We start from the raw sequence: 17,645 nt of genomic DNA on the forward strand, positions 1-17,645 counted from the left end.
GGATGTCTCCCCTGATACGCCGACTTGAGGATCTGTCGTGCTCTCGCCGCTTGCCCGAACCCTGTCGTCCGCCGCGCTGCTCGTCCTGTTCGCCGCGGGATGCGGCGGCGCGGAGCCCCCGGCTCCCGATGACCCGTCGCTGCCGCTGAAGGTGGTCGCGACCACCACCCAGGTCGCCGACTTCGCCCGCAACCTCGGCGGTGACCGGGTCACCGTCCACCAGCTGCTCCGGCCGAACGTCGATCCGCACGACTACGAGCCGTCGCCCGCGGACATGCGGGCCATCGCGGAGGCCGACGTGCTCGTGAAGAACGGCGTGGGCCTGGAGAAGTGGCTCGACGACACGATCCGGGCCGCCGGCTTCGACGGCCCGGTGGTCGACGCCTCGCAGGGCGTGCCCGTCCGCGGGGGCGACGCGGAGGAGGGCGCGCGCGATCCGCACATCTGGCACAACCCGCTGAACGTCAAGACGATGGCCGCCACGATCGGCAGGGCGTTCGCCGCCGCCGATCCGGGCGACGCCGCCGCCTACCAGGCCAACCTGGCGGCGTACGACGCGAAGCTGGACGCGCTCGACGCCGACATCGCCCGGAAGATCGGCTCGATCCCGGCCGACCGGCGCAAGCTGGTGACGAACCACGACGCCTTTGGCTACTACCTCGACCGCTACAAGCTGACCTTCGTCGGGTCGATCATCCCGAGCTTCGACACCTCCGCCGAACTGTCGGCCAAGCAGGTCGCCGATCTCGTCGCCGAGATCAGGGCGACCGGGACGGCGGCGATCTTCTCGGAGGCGTCGCTGCCGCCCAAGACCGCCGAGGCGATCGGCCGCGAGGCCGGGGTGACCGTCGTGGCCGGTGAGGACGCGTTGTACGGCGACTCGCTCGGCCCCGAGGGGTCGGCCGGTGCGACCTATCTGCAGATGGAGGAGCACAATACCGACACCATCGTCAACGCGTTGAGGGGGACGTCCACATGAGCGAGCGGGCGCCGACCCTGGTGATCGACCGGGCGAGCGTGGCCTACGGCGACGTCCCGGTGCTGGAGGAGCTGGACGGCGTCGTCCACGAGGGCGAGGCCGTGGCGCTGATCGGCCCGAACGGCGCGGGCAAGTCGACGCTGATCAAGGCGCTGCTCGGGCTGGTCCCGGTCGTCCGCGGCCGGATCGAGGTGCTGGGCACCACCCCGGCGCAGGCCCGCCGCGACGTGGCGTACGTGCCGCAGGCCGACACGCTCGACCCCGACTTCCCGGTGTCGGTCGAGCAGGTGGTGATGATGGGCCGCTACCGCCGGATCGGCTGGCTGCGCCGGCCGTCGGCCGCCGACCGGGCCGAGGTCGCCGGGGCGCTGGAGCGGGTCGGGCTGGCCGCGCGGGCCCGCGACCGGTTCGGCACGTTGTCGGGCGGGCAGCGCCAGCGGGTGCTGCTGGCCCGGGCCATCGCCGCCGGGCCCCGGATGCTGCTGCTCGACGAGCCGTTCAACGGCGTCGACGCGGTCAGCCAGCACGCGCTGCTGGAGGCGATCGGCTCGCTCAAGGAGCAGGGCGCCTCGGTCGTCGTCAGCACCCACGACCTCGCCATCGCGCACCTCGCCTGCGACGAGGTGTGCCTGCTCAACCGGCACCAGTTCGGCTTCGGCCCGACCGGCGACGTGCTGACCCCTGAGCGGCTGCGCGCGACGTACGGCGGGCACGCGCTCGAACTGCGCGGCGACCGCGTGATCGTCACCCAGACGTGAGGGCGGCGCGGTCATGATCTTCTTCGAGCCGTTCCAGCTTCCGTTCATGGCGCGGGCGCTGGCCGAGCTGGTCGTCCTCGGCGCGCTCGCGGGCACCGTCGGCGTGCTGGTGCTGCTGCGCCGCCTGGCCTTCGTCAGCGACACCCTGACGCACACCGTCTTCCCCGGGGTGGTCATCGGCCACATCATGGCGGGGGACGGCGGCGTCTTCTGGGGCGCGCTCGCCGCCGGGGTCGTCACGGCGGTCCTGCTCACGCTGCTCACCGCCCGCCGCAGGGTGAGCGAGGACGCCGCGCTCGCCGTGCTGCTGACCACGCTGTTCGCGGTCGGCGTCGTGCTGGTGTCGCGGCAGACGGGGTTCACCTCCGACCTCACCGCATTCCTGTTCGGCCGGGTGCTCACCGTCACCGAGGAGCAGCTCGTGCAGACCGCCGTCGTGACGGTGCTGGTCGTGGCGCTGCTGGCGGCGCTGCGGCGGCCGCTGCTGCTGCGGGCCTTCGACCCCGTGGGCGCCCGCGCGGCCGGGGTGCGCGTCGGCCTGCTCGACCTCGTGGTCAACGTCGCGGTCGCCCTGGTCGTCGTCGCCGCCGTCAAGGCGGTCGGCACGATCCTCGTGATCGCGCTGCTGATCGTGCCGGCCGCGGCGGCCCGCGCCCTGTCGGACCGGCTCGTGGTCATCGTGCCGCTCGCCGCGCTCCTCGGCGCCGCCGCCGGATGGCTCGGGCTGGTGGCGAGCTACGAGGCGTCGATCGGGTACGGCCTCCGGCTCGCCTCCGGGGCGACCGTGGTGCTCGTCCTGGTGGGGTTGTACGGGCTGGCCCACGCCGCCGCGTTCGCCCGCCGGCGTGCGAAGCTCGATCAGGCCCGGCGCCGCGTCACGTCCGAGGAACTCGACGTCCTGGAGGCGGCATGACCTGGCTCGACTCCACCGTCCACCGGGCCCTCGTCGAGGCGGTCCTGGTCGGCGTGCTCGGCGGGGTGACCGGGGTGTTCGTCGTCGCCCGGCGGCTGCCGTTCTTCACGATGGCCCTCACCCACGCGACGTTCCCGGGCATCGTGGTCGCCGCCATGCTCGGGGTGAACCTCTATCTCGGCGGGGGGCTGTTCGGGCTGCTGGTGGTCGCCGCCGTCCTGGTCTTCAGCCGGGGCCGAGGTCAGGACTTCACCACGGCGACCGGCATCGCCCTGTCGGGCGGCTTCGGCCTGGGGGTCGTGCTGGTGTCGTCGCAGGACGGGTTCACCCGCGACCTCGCGGCGTACACGGTGGGCGACGTCCTCGCGGTGAGCACGGGCGACCTCGCGGCGACCGTGGCCGTCACCGTGGGCGTGCTGCTCCTGCTGGCCCTGGTGGGCAAGGAACTGCTGCTCGCGGCCTTCGACCCGGTGGGCGCCGCGGCGCTCGGGCTGCCCACCGTGCTGCTCGACTTCGCCCTGCTGGCGGTCGTCGTGGTGACCGTCGTCGCCACTGTGCCCGCCCTCGGGACGATCCTCGCCGTCGCGCTGATCGTCGGCCCGGCCGCGACGGCCCGCCTGCTCAGCGACAGGATCGCGCTGCTGTTCCCGATCGCCGCGGCGATCGGGGTCGCCTGCGCGCTGGCGGGAGTGTGGGTCTCCACGGTGTGGAACGTCGCGACCGGGGCGTCGATCGCCCTGCTCGTCGGCCTGGTGTTCGGGGCGGTCTTCCTCGCGACCGCCCTACGCGGACGGACGAGACGGGCCGTGCCGGTCAGGGCGTGAGCAGGACCTTGATGGCGCCGTCCTCCTTCTTCTGGAAGATCTCGTAGCCGTGCGGCGCCTGATCGAGCGGCAGCCGGTGGGTCGCCAGGTCCTCGACCCCCAGCGGGTCGGCGTCGTCGGTCACGAGCGGCATGAGGTCGTCGATCCACCGTTTGACGTGGGCCTGGCCCATCCGCAGCGCGATCCCCTTGTCGAACATCCGCAGCATCGGCATGGGGTCGGTCATCCCGCCGTACACGCCGCTGATCGAGATCGTGCCGCCGCGCCGCACGGTCTCGATGGCGTCCTGCAGGGCGGCGAGCCGGTCGAGGCCGGCCCGGGTCATCATGGCGGCGGCCGCCTTGTCGGGCAGCATCCCGGTGACCGTCTGGGCGAACTTGCCGACGGTTTAGCCGTGCGCCTCCATGCCGACCGCGTCGATGACCGAGTCGGTGCCCCGGCCGCCGGTCATCGACCGGACCGCCTCGGGCACATTGTCGGTGTCGTTGGCATCGATGACCTCGATGCCGTGCCTGCGGGCCATCTCCAGACGCTCGGGCACGAGGTCCACGGCGATCACCCGGTAGCCGCGGTGGCGCGCGATGCGGGCCGACATCTGCCCGATCGGGCCGAGGCCGAAGACCGTGACGCTGCCGCCGTCGGGGATCTCCGCCCACTCGACCGCCTGCCACGAGGTGGGCAGCACGTCGGAGAGGTAGACGAACCTCTCGTCCGGCGGCCCTTCCGGCACCTTGATCGGCCCGAAGTGGGCCTGCGGCACGCGGAGATACTCCGCCTGGCCGCCGGGCACCTCGCCGTACAGCTTGGTGTAGCCGAACAGCGCGGCGCCGGTGTCGTACTCGCGGACCTGGGTGGTCTCGCACTGGGCGAACAACGCCCGGTCGCACATGTAGCAGTGGCCGCACGAGATGTTGAACGGGATCACGACGCGGTCGCCGGGGGCGATGTGGGTGACCCCCGCGCCGACCTCCTCAACGATCCCCATCGGCTCGTGGCCGAGGACGTCGCCCTCCCCGATGAACGGACCGAGCACCTCGTAAAGGTGGAGGTCGGAGCCGCAGATGGCGGTCGTGGTGACTCGGATGATCGCGTCGGTCGGTTCCTTGATCGCTGGGTCCGGAACCTCCTCCACCCGCACGTCGCGCTTGCCGTGCCAGGTGAGTGCCTTCATGGTTTCCCCTTCCAGAAGGGCCTGGGTGTCACGATCGTTCCCGTATGCCCGAGTTATGGAAGAGGAAACGGCCCTTATCAGAGGTGGAGCACGCTGCCGCGCTCGTCCACGTGGTCGGCGCTCTCGTCGTCGAACCACACGCCGCCCGTCGCGAGGTAGCGGAACCGGTGCGCGCCGGGCGGGAGGATCACCGACACGGTACGGGTGCCGTTCCTGCGCCGCAGCAGTTCGTGGCAGCCGGGCAGCCAGTCGTTGAAGTCGCCGACCACGCTGACCGTCCCCAGGGGCTGGTCGACGGGCAGTGCGAAGGTCACGCGGGTCTTCGGGCCGAACAGTCTGTTGCGCTTCAGCATGCGTCTCCTCCCATCCAATGCGATGACGCATATTGTCGCGTATCGCACCTAAAGGAAGAAACCAGTACAGGAAGGACGTAACACAATATTCACGGCTTTTTCAGGGAATTCGGCCGACCCCGCAGAGGAACCAGGTGGGCAGGTTGCGCCGGGCCTGCCGTAGGAGTGGATTCTCGTCGCCGGGCCGCCAGTCGTCCAGCGGGACGAGGCCGGGATCGAGGAGGTCGAAACCGTCGAACAGGCCGTGGATCTCCTCGCGGTTCCGCAGGGTGATGCCCGCGTCGGAACCCCGGTAGACCGCCGCCCCCTCCCGTGCCGCGCCGCCCCGCTCCTCGTCCGTGACGTGGGACAGCACGAGGTGACTCCCGGGGACGACGGCGTCCCGCAGCCGGGCCACGAGCTCGGCCGGCTTGTCGTCCCTGGACAGGAAGTGCACCACGGCCACGAGCAGGATCGCGACCGGCTGCGACAGGTCGATCAGCGAGCGCAGCCCAGGATCGGCGAGGATCTCCTCGGGCCGCCGCAGGTCGCCCCGTACGGTGACGGTGGAGCCGGCGCCCGACAGCAGGGCCCTGGCGTGCGCGAGCACGACCGGGTCGTGGTCGACGTACGCCACCCGCACGGTGGGATCCAGTTCGTGGGCCACCTCGTGGACCCCGCCCTGGGCGGGCAGCCCGGTGCCGATGTCCACGAACTGCCGGATGCCGGCCTCGGTAACCAGATGGCGTACGGCGCGGCGCAGGAAGGCGCGGTTGCGGCGGGCCAGTACGCGGGCCTCGGGCGCGACCCGCAGGACCCGCTCCGCCGCCTCCCGGTCGGCCGCGTAGTTGTTCTTCCCGCCGAGGAAGTAGTCGTACATGCGGGCGGGGTTGGGGACACTGGCGTCGATGCCCGGCGGCGGCGCGTCATCGGCCACGTGTCTGTCTCCCTGACCGGCGGTAAGCGAAGGTGACTCGCAGCGATCATAGAGCCTGCCCGGGGAAAACCCAACGAATACCGACATCGACTCGGTGAACAAAACCGATCCGCCACCTCGCCGCCGCGTCCCGGTTGGCCAGCGCCAGGCACACCGCCTCGCTGTTATCGGCTGCTCCTCCGCCTTGCGATGCATCCACCTGGATCCCCGCTCGCGACGGGCAGCATTTGCCAGACACGACCTAGGACCATCGTCCGATGTCGCCAGGGGGTGAAAGCGATCTATAACGGACCTGCTCAGATGTCCGCGGAGGGGAGACAGCCGCATGTACGCGGTCCGACTGCACGCCTTCGGCCCTGCCGGCAACCTCGTCCACGAGGAGGTCGCCGATCCCGAGCCCGGTCCCGGCCAGGTCCGCATCGCCGTGCGGGCGGCCGGGGTCCACCTGGTCGACACCGTGCTGCGGGCCGGGAAGTACGGCGGGGGCCCGATCCCGGTGCCCGACCTGCCGACGATTCCCGGCCGTGAGGTCGCCGGGATCGTCGACGCGACCGGGCCGGAGACCGATCCCGCCCTGGTCGGCAGGCGGGTGGTCGCCCACCTCGGCATGGCCCCCGGCGGCTACGCCGAGCTGGCCGTACGGGACGCGGCCGCGATCCACGAGATCCCGGACGGCCTGGGCTTCGGCGAGGCGGTGGCGATGATCGGCACCGGCCGGACCACCATGGGGATCCTCGACGTGGCGGAGATCCGGGCGGACGACGTCGTCCTGGTGACGGCGGCGGCGGGCGGCATCGGCAGCCTGCTCGTCCAGGCGGCGCTGCGGGCGGGGGCCACCGTCGTCGGGCTGGCCGGCGGCGCGGCGAAGACGCACCGGGTGCTCGGTCTGGGCGCCGCCCATGCCGTGGACTACACCGCCCCCGGCTGGCCGGAGACGGTCCGGGCCGCCCTCGGCGAGCGGGAGGTCACGCTGGCGCTGGACGGCGTCGGCGGGGACCTCGGCCGGCAGGCCCTGGAACTGCTCGGCCTCGGCGGCAGGCTCGTGCTGTTCGGCTGGGCCGACGCGGCGGGCGGGCCGACCAGGCTGACCACCGAGGATCTCTACGCGCGCGGCATCACCGCGTCCGTGGCCGTCGGCCCGCGGGTGCTGCGGCGGCCGGGCGGCCTGCGAGGCCTGGAGGAGCGGGCGCTCGCCGCCGCCGCGTCGGGCACGCTGACGCCGCTCGTACAGAGCTTCGCGCTCAAGGACGCCGCCGCCGCGCACACGGCGCTGGAGACTCGCGCCACCATCGGCAAGGTGGTCCTGGTCCCCTGAGGGCTCCTCCGTCAGGCCACGAGGACGGGGTGGGGGAGCACCGAGTTGTGGCAGTAGCCGAGAGCGTTCCAGGGGGTGGCGTCCGGCTGGGGGCGGCCGTGCTCGTCGGTCGCGCGCACGCGCACCACATGTGCCCCGGGGGCGGGGTCCCAGGCGAAGCGCCAGCGGGTCCAGACGCCGGAGAGGTCCGGCCCGTCGAGTGTGGCCGGCCGCCAGGGTCCGTCGTCGATCCGGTAGTCGACCGCCGCCACCCGGTCCTCGCCGGCGTACGCCCGGCCGCGGACCAGGCGCGGGCCGGACCGCAGCCGGGCCGGCCAGGGCAGTTCGACCAGGCACGCGACGGGAGTGGAGGTGATGGGCAGGGCGGGCTCGCCGGGTGTCACGAGCACGTAGTCGTCGGTGTTCCACGGCACGCGCAGCGGCCGGTCGGAGACCTCGATCCGGCCCACCCATTTGATCGCGGCGGCGCCGAGCCAGCCCGAGACCACCACGCGGGCGGGAAAGCCGTGGTCCGGCGGCAGAATCTCACCGTTCATGGCGAGTGCGAGCAGGGTGTCGGGGGCCAGGGCCTTGGCGAGGGGCATCGGGCGGCGTGCGCGGCCCTCGTCGAGCCCTTCGGGCATGACCTCGACGGCGGCGCCGGTGAGACCGGCGGGTTCGAGCAGGTCGCGCAGCGGGACGCCGGTCCACTCGGCGGTGCCGATCGCGCCACGCTCCCACTGGACCCCGTCGAAGCGGCGCCCGCACTCGGCGGCGAACAGGGCGCGCCGGTTGCCGGCGCACTCCAGCGTACGGACGACCGACACGAGCGGGAACCGGTGCCACAGGTCGTCGTAGGTGTAGTCGACGGCTCGCCGGACGCCGGCGCCCTCGACGCGCAGCGTCCAGGCGCGGGGGTCGAGACGGGGGGTCGGCGCGTGGTTGCGGACGAAGAACCGGTCGCACGGGGTGAGCAGGCCGGGCAGCCGGTCGGGCCGGGTGCCGTAGTCGAGGCCGGTGCCCGCGTCCTCCATCAGGGCGGGGGGAGTCGGTTTCACCACCGCCGTGCCCGGGACGTCGCGGACCCGCATCCACGCCTCCTCACACTGTCGGCGCCCGGGCGTCAGCCATATCGCTCAGCCCATATCGCTCAGCCCAGGTCGCCCGCCCGCCGGGCCTGGCGCTCGGCCCAGGATGCGAGGCGCGACCAGCGCCGGGCCGCGGCCATGCGGCTCGCGACGCGGGCGTGGTCCGCCGCGCGGTGCAGTTCGGTGACCCTCTCGGTGGCCAGGGAGTAGTCGTAGAACATCATTGCCGCCCCATCGCCGTTGTAACTGTCTTTATTTTCTTAGGCAGTTACAAAGGTAACGTAAAGCCGGTAACTGGTCAAGGCGGATTGGACGGTTACGCGCGCGGGACGCACCGCGTCTCGTACGCGCGCAGCACGGCCTCCAGCAGGCCGGGGAAGAGGGTGTCGAGGTCCTCCCGGCGCAGGCAGCTCATCTTGGCGGTGCCCCGGTAGACCTGCCTGATCACCCCCGCCTCGCGCAGTACCCGGAAGTGATGGGTGCTGGTCGACTTGCTGACGGCGAGGTCAATCTCCGAGCAGGACGCCTCGCCGCCGCCCGCGAGGTAGTGCACCACGTGGAGGCGGGCGGGATCGGACAGTGCGTGCAGCACGTCTTCGAGCCGGATCTCGGCGCTGTCCGGATGGTCGAGTGTCCGGAGCTGAGGAGGGGCGGACGACATCGGTGGCTCCCTTCGTGAACCCCTCATTGTACGAAGGTCTTCGTAGTTTGACAGATGCCGTAGTACGACGGATATCGTACTAGCGTCCCGACGACGAGAGGAGCGCGGCCGTGAGCGCGTTGTTCGAGCCCCTGGCCCTGCGGAACCTGACCATCCCCAACCGTGCCTGGATGTCGCCTATGTGCCAGTACTCCGCGGCGGTGGAGGGCCCGGAGCAGGGCGTGCCCACCGACTGGCATCTCACCCACCTCGGGTCGAGGGCGGTGGGCGGAGCCGGCCTGGTCATGACCGAGGCCACCGCCGTGTCGCCGGAGGGCCGGATCAGCCCCGCCGACGTGGGCCTGTGGAACGAGCGCCAGCAGGAGGCCTTCGGCCGGATCACCCGGTTCCTGACCGAGCACGGCGCGGTGCCCGGCGTCCAGCTCGCCCACGCCGGCCGCAAGGCGTCGACGGACCGCACTTGGCGCGGCGGCGGGCCGGTCGGCCCGGAGGAGCACGGCTGGCAGCCGGTCGCGCCGAGCGCGATCCCGTTCGACGAGGGCCACCCGGTGCCCCACGAGCTGGGCGAGGAGGACATCCGGCGGCTCGTCGGCGACTTCGCGGCGGCGGCGCGCCGGGCGCTCGCGGCGGGCTTCAAGGTCGCAGAGGTCCACGGCGCCCACGGCTACCTGATCCACCAGTTCCTGTCGCCGTTCACCAACCACCGCACCGACGCGTACGGCGGCTCCTTCGAGAACCGCGCCCGCCTCGCCCTGGAGGTGGTCGACGCGGTGCGCGCGGAGTGGCCCGAGGACCTCCCGGTGTTCTTCCGCGTCTCGGCGACCGACTGGCTCAGCGAGAATCCCGAGGACCCTCGCGAGGGCTGGACGGCGGACGACACCGTACGGCTGGCCAAGGAACTGCTCTCCCACGGCGTCGACCTGCTGGACGTGTCGTCCGGCGGCAACGCGCCGCGGGCGCGCATCGCGACCGGCCCCGGCTACCAGGTGCCGTTCGCGGCCCGGGTGCGGGCCGAGACCGACCTGCGCGCCTCGGCCGTCGGGCTCGTCACCGAGCCGCGCCAGGCGGAGGAGATCGTGGCGTCCGGGCAGGCCGACGCGGTGATGCTCGGCCGCGCGCTGCTGCGCGACCCCTACTGGCCGAACCACGCGGCCCGGGAGCTGGGCGCCGACGGCAACTGGCCCGACCAGTACCACCGCGCCGTCTGACCGGCCCTCTGAGCGGCTCGTCTGACCTGGGCGGACCTGGGTAGGGGTCGCGGTATGGCAGAGATCGGTTTCACACTCATGTGCGAGCAGAGCCCGGCGAAGGAGCTGGTGGAGGACGCGGTCACGGCCGAGCGGGCCGGTTTCGACTACGCCGTCATCTCCGACCACTACTTCCCCTGGCTGGACGAGATGGGGCACTCCCCGTACGCCTGGTCCGTGCTCGGCGCGGTGGCGCAGGCCACCGAACGGCTGCCGCTGATGACCTACGTCACCTGCCCGATCATGCGCTACCACCCCGCGGTGGTGGCGCAGAAGGCGGCCACCGTGGGGGTGCTCAGCGACGGGCGGTTCACGCTCGGGCTCGGGGCGGGCGAGAACCTGAACGAGCACGTCGTGGGGCACGGGTGGCCGCCGGTCAACACCCGGCACGAGATGTTCCGCGAGGCCATCGAGGTCATCAGGGAGCTCTTCCAGGGCGGCTACCGCAACTACCGGGGCGAGTACTTCGACATCGACTCCGCCCGGGTCTTCGATCTTCCGGAGCGCCCGGTGCCGATCGCGGTCGCGGCGTCCGGCGGGCAGTCGGCGGACATCGCGGCCGAGCTCGGCGACGGCCTCATCGCGACCGACCCGGACGGCTCGCTGGTCGAGAAGTTCGCCGCGTCGGGCGGCGAGGGCAAGCCGGTGTACGGCCAGCTCGCCGTCTGCTACGACCCCGACAAGGACGCCGCCGTCGAGCGGGCGCACCGGATGTGGCGCTGGGCGGTGACGGGCTGGAAGGTCATGTCCGAGCTGCCCGCCCCGGTCAACTTCGCCGCCGCGACCGAGACCGTACGGCCGGAGGACGTTGCGGAGAAGGTGCCCTGCGGCGCCGACGTGGACGCCGTGGTCGAGGCGGTGCGGCAGTACACCGACGCCGGGTTCACCCACCTCGCGCTCGTCCAGGTCGGCCGGGAGCGCCAGCGGGAGTTCTTCGAGTGGTCGGAGAAGGAACTGCTGCCCGCGTTGCGGTCGCTCTGAATTAGAGATTTGCTCTAGAGAGTTTCTCTAATTAGAGTCGCTCGCATGACGCGTACGGCAGTGGTCACCGGGGGTTCCCGCGGCATCGGGCAGGCGGTCGCGGCCCGCCTCGTCGAGGAGGGGTACCGGGTCGTGATCGTCGCCCGGGACCCCGTACGGGGAGAGGCGGCGCGGGCGGCCCTGCCGGGCGACGCCCTGCTGGTCGTCGCCGACCTGGGCGAGGCCGCGTCGGTGCGGGAGGCGGCCCGCGCCGTGCTGGATGCCTGCCCGCGCCTCGACGTGCTGGTGCACAACGCGGGCGTTTGGCCGGCCCGCCGTGAGATCACTTCGGACGGCGTCGAGCGTGCGTTCGCGGTCAACCACCTCGCGCCGTTCCTGCTCAACCACCTGCTGGAGGAGCGGCTGCGCGAGAGCGGCACACGGGTGGTTCAGGTCAGCGCGGGCCTGTACGTCAAGGGCCGGTCCGACCCCGGCCGCACCGCGACCGGGCTGGACTTCCACCCCATCCGCACGTACGCGGACACCAAGCTGTGCAACCTCCTGATGGTGCCGCTGTTCGCCCGGCGGTGGCAGGATGCCGGGGTGACGATCGACGCGGTCCACCCGGGCGTGATCCGGACCGGCCTCGGGGCCAGGGGCGGCCCGCTCGGGCTGGTGCTCAAGGCGGTCAAGAGCACCTGGGACACCCCGGAGGCCGGCGCGCGGCCCGTCGTGCGCCTCGCCCTCGACGCCTCCGGCGGCACCGGCCGCGACTTCGAGATCGACCGGGAGACCCCGCTCGCCCCCGTCGCGCGGGACGCCGCGGTCGCGGAGGCGCTGTGGAGGCAGGCCGCGGCCCTGACCGAGACGGCGTGACCCGGCAGCGGCGCGGCGAGGAGACGGCGCGGCGGCTGCTCGACACCGCGCTCGCGGTGTACGCCGACGAAGGCCCGCAGGGCTTCACGATGCGGGCGGTCACCGACCGTGGCGGGATCAGCGTCGGCAGCCTCTATCACCACTTCGGCAGCTTCCCCGGCCTCGCGACCGCGCTCTACTCCGCGTGCCTGGCCGACCTGCTCGACGCGCTGGTCGAGGCCGTGGAGGGCGTGGACGACCCCCGCGCGGGCGTGCGCGCGATCGTCGTCGCCTACCTCGGCTTCGCACGGGAGCACCCGGCCAAGGCGAGGTTCGTCCACGCCTCGCCGTACCTCGGGCACGTGGAGACCGGGGCGGCGGCCGTCGCGAAGACGCCGCGCATGGACGCGCTGGTGGCGTGGCTGCGCCCGCACGTCGCGTCGGGGGCGATCGCCGACCTGCCCGTGCCGGTGATCGAGATGCTGCTGATCGGCCCGGTGGCCGAGGTCACGCGGCGGTGGATCGCCGGCGCGCCGGAGGCGGACCTCGACGAGGCCGCCCGGCTGCTGCCCGAGCCCGTCTGGCACTCCCTGCGCCGCCACCCGCCCGCGCCGTGAGCAGTGGTTCCTACTGCGCGGCGACCCGGTCGGGATCTCTGCCGGAGGAGTCCGCTGAGGAGTCCGCCGTACGGGTCCAGGGCAGCGGCGGCAGGCCGCAACGCACCCGCAGGACCATCCAGAAGGCCGGGGCGAGCAGCAGCACGGCGAGCAGCGCCCAGACGGTCTGCGCGTTGCCGACGCCGAACATCTTCAGCGCCGAGGCGAGCAGCACGAAGGCCAGGGCGCGGCGGATCAGGCCGCCGGGGGCGCGGGAGGAGATCCGCGAGCCGAGGTAGACCCCCGGGATCGAGCCCGCCAGCAGCGCGACCGTGACCGACAGCGTGAACTCGCCGAAGAGCAGGTGGCCGAGCGCGGCCGACATGACCAGAGGCACGGCCTGGACCAGGTCGGTCCCGACGAGCTGGTTGGCCTTCAGCGCGGGGTAGAGCGCCAGCAGGGCCACGATGATCAGCGACCCCGAGCCGACCGAGGTGATGCCGACGACGAGCCCGCCGACGGCCCCCACCAGCGCGGTCGGCACCGGCCGTACGGCGACCGACGGCATCTCGGTCGCGGCCGGCTCGCCGGGGGCGGCGGTGCGGCGGCCGGTCTCGGGGGTGCGGCCCTCGGCGCGGTCGCGCATCGCGAGGTAGCCGCGGACGGCCAGGCCCGCCGCGGCGATGAGCAGCGCGATGCCGAGGCCCTTCTGGATCACGCTCTGCACGCCCTCGCCGGTGCCGAGGGCACGGGCGATGAGCACGCCGCAGAACGCGGCAGGGACCGAGCCCGCGCACAGCCAGGCGACGAGCCTCAGGTTGACCGTGCCCCGGCGCAGGTGCACGAAGCTGCCCACCGGCTTCATGACGGCGGCGGCGACGAGGTCGCTGGAGACGGCGGCGAGGGGCGGCACGCCGAAGAACGTCACGAGCATGGGCGTCATGAGGGCGCCCCCGCCCATCCCCGTCAGGCCGACGACGACGGCGACCAGGAAGGAGCCGATCGCCATGGTGTAGTCGAAATGCACCTACGAACCCTACCAAATCGATCGGAATTATGGAAAGCCTTCGTTCCCTTCTGCTCGCTCGGCCGGGTCCTCTCGCGGCCCTTCCCGCCTCCGCCCCGCGGATGTCGGCGGGGCCGAACATTTACCGCTGAACCGGTTCGCCGGGGGTCCCCGGACGCCGGTGGCGGAGCGTTGACGCGACGGTCGTCAAGCGACTACCGTTGCGTGGCCTTATCCGGTTAAGTGGCGGGAGCGACCGTGGTGGAGAGACCGGGGACGCGGCGATGACCGTGCTCGCGGTGGACATCGGCGGCACGAAGTTCGCCGCCGCGGCGGTCGCGCCCGACGGGGAGATGCTGGCCCGGGCCGAGGTGCCGCTGCGCGGCCCCGAGTCGGCCGGCCGGACGCTGTCGGAGGTCGTGCGCCGGATCACCGAGCGTGTCGCGCCCGGCCGCCTCGACGGGATCGGGATCGGCTCCGCCGGGCCGCTCGACCCCCGGCGCGGCACGGTCAGCCCGGTGAACATCCCCGCCTGGCGTGACTTCCCGCTGGTCGACGCGCTCGGCGAGACACTGCCCGGCCGTCCCGTACGGCTCGCGGGCGACGCCCAGTGCATGGCGCTGGGCGAGTGGTGGCGCGGGCTCACCGACGGAGACCCGGCCGCGCGGAGCCGGGCGATGCTCGGCATGGTCGTGTCCACCGGTGTGGGCGGCGGGTTCGTGCTGGACGGCGTGCCGTACGTCGGCCCGACCGGCAACGCCGGCCACATCGGTCACATCACCGTCGATCCCGGCGGCGACCCGTGCCCCTGCGGCGGCGTGGGATGCGTCGAGACCGTCGCCAGCGGGCCCGGCATGGTCCGCTGGGCCGCCGCGAACGGCTGGACCGGCGCGGACGCCCGCGCCCTGGCCGCCGACGCCCGCGTGGGTCATCCCACCGCCGTTCGCGCCTTCCGGCGGGCGGCGGGCGCGCTGGCCACCGCCGTCCTCACGGCGTCCGCCCTGTTCGACCTCGACCACGTCGTCATCGGAGGGGGCGTGGCCGCGGCGGGGCCGATCCTGTTCGACCCGCTCAGGCAGGCGATCGAGCGGGACGCGGGGCTCGGCTTCCTGCGCCGCCTGCGGGTGGACCCGACCTCGCTGGGCCGCGACGCCGGGCTGTTCGGCGCCGCCGCCCTGGTCCTGCTCCAGGACAGCCTCTAGCCCGGGGATCGAGCCGTCGTGGCCGAAGGTAGTCTGGCAAAGACGACGATCCGAGGACCAAGGTCATTGAGACAGAGGCCATTGAGGAGAACGCACGGGTGAGAGGCGCCACCGGCTCCGCGAACGCGGGAGCCGCGCGGGCGACGCCCGGCGACGTCGCGGCGCTGCTGGACGGCAGTGACGAGGGAATCGTGCTGTGCGACGCCGGCGGCGTCGTGCTGCTGGCCAACGCGGCGGCGGTCCGGATGGCGCCGGAGATCGTCCCAGGCGGGCCGGTCCCCTCAGAGCTCTGCCCGGCTGGATCGGACACCGTGACGTACGGCGGCCGGGTGATCCGGGTGCGGACGGAGGCGGTCGGCGACCATCGCGCCCTCTACCTGAGCGAGGTGCCGTCCCTGCCGCGCCGCACCGAGTTCCTGCTGGAGGCCGCGCGCCGCCTGTTCGCGTCGCTCCACCCGCGCCGATGCGCCCGGGCCGCCGTCGATCTGGGCGCCGAGTTCCTGTGCGACGTGGCGGTCGTGGTGCTGCCGCCCGCGACGAACCGCCGGGTCGAGTGGGTGAGGGCCGCCGCCGGGCGCCCCGCGCCGGAGGAGGGCGTCCTGCCGCTCGCGACCGCGCTGCAGGTGCCCGGCCTGAACGACGCGCTCGCGGGCCTGACGCACGGCTCGGGCGGGCGGCAGGACGCGGGCGCCGTGCCGGACTGGCTGCTGCCCGACGGGTTCGGCCCGGCCGGTGACCTGCTGGTGTTCCCGCTGCCCGGCAACAGCGTCCCCGCCGGGGCGATGGCGCTGGTCCGCCGCGCCGACCGGCCCCCGTTCGACGAGGAGGCCCTGGCGATGGCGCGCGACCTCGCGTCACGGGCGGGCGCGGCGCTCTCGGCGGCCATGCTCTTCCGGGAGCAGAGCGCGATCAACACCATCCTGATCGACGGCCTGCTGCCGCCCGACCTGCCCGAGGTCGAGGGTATGCGCCTCGGCGGGAGGCTCCGGTCGTCCCAGCAGGCCGGCGCCGTGGGCGGCGACTTCTACGACGTCTACCTGCCCGAGACCGGAGCCGGTCACGGCATCGAGTCCGGCATCGTGGAACGGCCGCCTCTGATCATCCTGGGCGACGTCTGCGGCAAGGGCGCCCGCGCGGCCGTACTGGCCGGTCAGGTCAGGCAGAGCCTGCGCGCGCTGCTGCTGCTGGAAAGCCGCCCCGTCCGGCTGCTCCAGCTGCTGAACCGGTCGCTGCTCGCCTCTCCGGCGCCGAACTCCTACGTCACGCTGATCCTCGCGGCGCTCCGCGAGGCCCCCGGCGAGCACGTGCTGGTGGATCTGGCCGTGGCGGGCCATCCGGCGCCGCTGGTCCTGCGCGGGGACGGCACGGTGGAGGAGGTGCCCGCCCGCGGCTCCCTCCTCGGCGCGCTCAAGAAGACCGTGCTGCGGCCGGTCACGGTCGACCTGGCCCCCGGCGAGGTGTGCCTGCTGTACAGCGACGGCATCACCGAGGCCTTCGGCGGCCCGACCGGGCGCGAGATGTTCGGCGAGGAACGGCTCAAGGACGCCCTGGCGACCTGTCGCGGCATGCCGGTCGACGCGCTGGTGGAGCGGCTGGAGCAGATCAGCAGCGAGTGGCTCGCGGGCGGCCAGCAGGACGACCGCGCACTGCTCGCCGTACGGGCGGGCGGTCAGGAACCGGCGACCGGTACGACGACGGGCGCCACGACAGGCGCCACGATGGTGTGGGCGGAGACCACTGGATGACCGGCGTCGAAAGCGCGGTGGAGCGCTACCTGAAGCTGATCGGCGAGGCCGACGAGTACGGCGCGATCGATCTCGTCGTGGGCCTGATCGACGAGGGCGTCCCCGCCGAGGACGTGCTGCTGCGGGTCGTCGCCGCCGGCCAGCGCAGGGTGGGTGAGCTGTGGGCGGCCAACGACTGGTCGGTGGCCCGCGAGCACGGCGCCACCGCGGTCAGCGAGCGGGCCGTCGCGGCGATCGCCGGGCGGGTGCGGCCCACCCCGACGCGCGGCCGGGTGACGGTGGCCTGCGCCGACGGGGAGTATCACGCCCTCCCCACCCGCATGCTGGCCGAGGTGCTGCGGCTGCGGGGATGGCGGGTCGACTTCCTGGGGGCCAGCGTGCCGGGCCCGCACCTGATCACGCACCTGCACCAGACCGGCCCCGACGTGGTGGCGCTCGGCTGCATGATCGCGACCCGGCTGCCCCGGGCGCACGCCACCATCGCCGCCTGCCGCGCCGTGGGCGTCCCGGTGCTCGCGGGCGGGGCCGCGTTCGGTCCCGATGGCCGCTTCGCCCGCCTGCTGGGCGCGGACGCGTGGGCGCCCACCGCCGACGCCGCCGCCGACCGGCTCGCCGCCGGGCTGCCGTCGTTCGCCGCCGGCAGCGACGGGGAGGTCCACCTGGGCGACGAGGAGTACGGATACCTGACCCGGCACCGCGCCGACGTGCTGGCGAGGGTGCTTGACCTGCTCAGGGAGTCGTACGCCCCGATGGGCGGATACAGCGAGCGGCAGCTTGAGCACACCGCGGAGGATCTCGGGCACATCGCCGACTTCCTCGCCGCCGCGCTGTACGTCCACGACACGAGCCTGTTCACCGACTTCGTCACGTGGACCTGTGAGGTGCTGACGGCCCGGAAGGTGCCCGCCGCGTCGGTGGTGCTCGGCCTGCGGCTCTTCCGCGACGTGCTGGCCGACTGCCCGCGCGCCCGCGCGCTGCTGGCCGAGGGCATCGAGGCGGCGACCGCCGCCCGCCCGTCCGGCGACTCACCCGCACGGGTAACGTGAGAGGGACGACTTAGCCGAGGGGGCGTGACAT

The 17,645-nt window shown here is 73.2% G+C and carries 18 protein-coding genes and 1 pseudogene; 12 read left to right on the top strand and 7 right to left on the bottom strand.

What is annotated here, in order from left to right:
* Window positions 1-37 precede the first annotated feature (37 nt).
* From Mam01_RS30100 to Mam01_RS30115, 4 genes are read left to right on the top strand one after another with little or no spacing between them, the layout of a single operon-like run.
* A complete protein-coding gene (locus Mam01_RS30100) occupies window positions 38-979 on the top strand; it encodes a metal ABC transporter substrate-binding protein (protein ID WP_204288586.1) in 942 nt (313 codons plus the stop codon).
* Window positions 976-1,737, top strand: coding sequence for a metal ABC transporter ATP-binding protein (locus Mam01_RS30105; protein WP_111697344.1), 762 nt, complete (start codon window positions 976-978; stop codon window positions 1,735-1,737). Before Mam01_RS30100 ends, Mam01_RS30105 begins: the two co-directional genes overlap by 4 nt.
* Before the next feature lie 13 nt (window positions 1,738-1,750).
* Window positions 1,751-2,650, top strand: coding sequence for a metal ABC transporter permease (locus Mam01_RS30110; protein WP_204288587.1), 900 nt, complete (start codon window positions 1,751-1,753; stop codon window positions 2,648-2,650).
* Complete coding sequence (locus Mam01_RS30115; RefSeq protein WP_204288588.1) at window positions 2,647-3,474, top strand: metal ABC transporter permease; 828 nt, start codon at window positions 2,647-2,649, stop codon at window positions 3,472-3,474. The genes Mam01_RS30110 and Mam01_RS30115 overlap by 4 nt, the downstream gene beginning before the upstream one ends.
* Here the strand turns inward: Mam01_RS30115 and Mam01_RS30120 are convergent.
* From Mam01_RS30120 to Mam01_RS30130, 3 genes and pseudogenes are all read right to left on the bottom strand, one after another.
* Window positions 3,464-4,645: pseudogene (locus tag Mam01_RS30120) on the bottom strand (zinc-dependent alcohol dehydrogenase). The gene Mam01_RS30115 and the pseudogene Mam01_RS30120 sit on opposite strands and share 11 nt — an antisense overlap.
* Before the next feature lie 77 nt (window positions 4,646-4,722).
* Complete coding sequence (locus tag Mam01_RS30125) at window positions 4,723-4,998, bottom strand: isoamylase early set domain-containing protein (protein ID WP_204288589.1); 276 nt, start codon at window positions 4,996-4,998, stop codon at window positions 4,723-4,725.
* Between the two features lie 100 nt (window positions 4,999-5,098).
* Window positions 5,099-5,914: an SAM-dependent methyltransferase gene (locus Mam01_RS30130; RefSeq protein WP_239101733.1), complete on the bottom strand. Its 816-nt coding sequence runs from the start codon at window positions 5,912-5,914 to the stop codon at window positions 5,099-5,101.
* 325 nt (window positions 5,915-6,239) lie between these two features.
* Here Mam01_RS30130 and Mam01_RS30135 point away from each other — a divergent pair, with 325 nt between their 5' ends.
* The gene (locus tag Mam01_RS30135) at window positions 6,240-7,229 is read left to right on the top strand and encodes a zinc-binding dehydrogenase (RefSeq protein WP_204288591.1); all 990 of its coding nucleotides are present in this window, start codon (window positions 6,240-6,242) and stop codon (window positions 7,227-7,229) included.
* 11 nt (window positions 7,230-7,240) lie between these two features.
* Here Mam01_RS30135 and Mam01_RS30140 read toward each other — a convergent pair whose 3' ends face one another.
* From Mam01_RS30140 to Mam01_RS30150, 3 genes are all read right to left on the bottom strand, one after another.
* Window positions 7,241-8,299 carry a sulfite oxidase gene (locus Mam01_RS30140; RefSeq protein ID WP_204288592.1) on the bottom strand — a complete coding sequence of 353 codons (1,059 nt, stop codon included), beginning with the start codon at window positions 8,297-8,299 and terminating at the stop codon, window positions 7,241-7,243.
* A 59-nt stretch (window positions 8,300-8,358) separates the two neighbouring features.
* Complete coding sequence (locus Mam01_RS30145; protein WP_165900421.1) at window positions 8,359-8,520, bottom strand: hypothetical protein; 162 nt, start codon at window positions 8,518-8,520, stop codon at window positions 8,359-8,361.
* Window positions 8,521-8,612: 92 nt separating this feature from the next.
* Window positions 8,613-8,957 (bottom strand): ArsR/SmtB family transcription factor, encoded by a 345-nt coding sequence (locus Mam01_RS30150; protein WP_204288593.1) that lies wholly within the window; start codon window positions 8,955-8,957, stop codon window positions 8,613-8,615.
* A 110-nt stretch (window positions 8,958-9,067) separates the two neighbouring features.
* Between Mam01_RS30150 and Mam01_RS30155 the strand changes: the two genes are divergently transcribed.
* The 4 genes from Mam01_RS30155 to Mam01_RS30170 are packed head-to-tail and all read left to right on the top strand — an operon-like array spanning window position 9,068 to window position 12,636.
* On the top strand, window positions 9,068-10,165 hold the full coding sequence (locus Mam01_RS30155; protein WP_204288594.1) for an NADH:flavin oxidoreductase/NADH oxidase: 1,098 nt from the start codon (window positions 9,068-9,070) through the stop codon (window positions 10,163-10,165).
* 54 nt (window positions 10,166-10,219) lie between these two features.
* Window positions 10,220-11,185 (top strand): LLM class F420-dependent oxidoreductase, encoded by a 966-nt coding sequence (locus Mam01_RS30160; protein ID WP_204288595.1) that lies wholly within the window; start codon window positions 10,220-10,222, stop codon window positions 11,183-11,185.
* Between the two features lie 45 nt (window positions 11,186-11,230).
* Window positions 11,231-12,040 (top strand): SDR family NAD(P)-dependent oxidoreductase, encoded by an 810-nt coding sequence (locus tag Mam01_RS30165; RefSeq protein WP_204288596.1) that lies wholly within the window; start codon window positions 11,231-11,233, stop codon window positions 12,038-12,040.
* A complete protein-coding gene (locus tag Mam01_RS30170) occupies window positions 12,037-12,636 on the top strand; it encodes a TetR/AcrR family transcriptional regulator (protein WP_204288597.1) in 600 nt (199 codons plus the stop codon). The genes Mam01_RS30165 and Mam01_RS30170 overlap by 4 nt, the downstream gene beginning before the upstream one ends.
* Window positions 12,637-12,646: 10 nt before the next feature.
* Here Mam01_RS30170 and Mam01_RS30175 read toward each other — a convergent pair whose 3' ends face one another.
* On the bottom strand, window positions 12,647-13,624 hold the full coding sequence (locus Mam01_RS30175) for a sulfite exporter TauE/SafE family protein (protein WP_204288627.1): 978 nt from the start codon (window positions 13,622-13,624) through the stop codon (window positions 12,647-12,649).
* Between the two features lie 281 nt (window positions 13,625-13,905).
* Here Mam01_RS30175 and Mam01_RS30180 point away from each other — a divergent pair, with 281 nt between their 5' ends.
* The 3 genes from Mam01_RS30180 (at window position 13,906) to Mam01_RS30190 (ending at window position 17,614) form a co-directional block, all read left to right on the top strand.
* On the top strand, window positions 13,906-14,823 hold the full coding sequence (locus Mam01_RS30180) for an ROK family protein (RefSeq protein WP_204288598.1): 918 nt from the start codon (window positions 13,906-13,908) through the stop codon (window positions 14,821-14,823).
* Window positions 14,824-14,921: 98 nt separating this feature from the next.
* Window positions 14,922-16,568 carry a SpoIIE family protein phosphatase gene (locus tag Mam01_RS30185; protein ID WP_204288599.1) on the top strand — a complete coding sequence of 549 codons (1,647 nt, stop codon included), beginning with the start codon at window positions 14,922-14,924 and terminating at the stop codon, window positions 16,566-16,568.
* Window positions 16,565-17,614: a cobalamin B12-binding domain-containing protein gene (locus tag Mam01_RS30190; protein WP_204288600.1), complete on the top strand. Its 1,050-nt coding sequence runs from the start codon at window positions 16,565-16,567 to the stop codon at window positions 17,612-17,614. The genes Mam01_RS30185 and Mam01_RS30190 overlap by 4 nt, the downstream gene beginning before the upstream one ends.
* Window positions 17,615-17,645 lie beyond the last annotated feature (31 nt).

Origin of the sequence: Microbispora amethystogenes (genome assembly GCF_016863015.1) — a bacterium.
GTDB lineage: Bacteria > Actinomycetota > Actinomycetes > Streptosporangiales > Streptosporangiaceae > Microbispora > Microbispora amethystogenes.

Coding starts and splice junctions, on each gene's coding strand:
- Mam01_RS30105 (WP_111697344.1), top strand. CDS start 976: ATGAGCGAGCGGGCGCCGACCCTGGTGATCGACCGGGCGAGCGTGGCC.
- Mam01_RS30110 (WP_204288587.1), top strand. CDS start 1,751: ATGATCTTCTTCGAGCCGTTCCAGCTTCCGTTCATGGCGCGGGCGCTG.
- Mam01_RS30115 (WP_204288588.1), top strand. CDS start 2,647: ATGACCTGGCTCGACTCCACCGTCCACCGGGCCCTCGTCGAGGCGGTC.
- Mam01_RS30125 (WP_204288589.1), bottom strand. CDS start 4,998: ATGCTGAAGCGCAACAGACTGTTCGGCCCGAAGACCCGCGTGACCTTC.
- Mam01_RS30135 (WP_204288591.1), top strand. CDS start 6,240: ATGTACGCGGTCCGACTGCACGCCTTCGGCCCTGCCGGCAACCTCGTC.
- Mam01_RS30140 (WP_204288592.1), bottom strand. CDS start 8,299: ATGCGGGTCCGCGACGTCCCGGGCACGGCGGTGGTGAAACCGACTCCC.
- Mam01_RS30145 (WP_165900421.1), bottom strand. CDS start 8,520: ATGATGTTCTACGACTACTCCCTGGCCACCGAGAGGGTCACCGAACTG.
- Mam01_RS30150 (WP_204288593.1), bottom strand. CDS start 8,957: ATGTCGTCCGCCCCTCCTCAGCTCCGGACACTCGACCATCCGGACAGC.
- Mam01_RS30160 (WP_204288595.1), top strand. CDS start 10,220: ATGGCAGAGATCGGTTTCACACTCATGTGCGAGCAGAGCCCGGCGAAG.
- Mam01_RS30165 (WP_204288596.1), top strand. CDS start 11,231: ATGACGCGTACGGCAGTGGTCACCGGGGGTTCCCGCGGCATCGGGCAG.
- Mam01_RS30175 (WP_204288627.1), bottom strand. CDS start 13,624: ATGGCGATCGGCTCCTTCCTGGTCGCCGTCGTCGTCGGCCTGACGGGG.
- Mam01_RS30180 (WP_204288598.1), top strand. CDS start 13,906: ATGACCGTGCTCGCGGTGGACATCGGCGGCACGAAGTTCGCCGCCGCG.
- Mam01_RS30190 (WP_204288600.1), top strand. CDS start 16,565: ATGACCGGCGTCGAAAGCGCGGTGGAGCGCTACCTGAAGCTGATCGGC.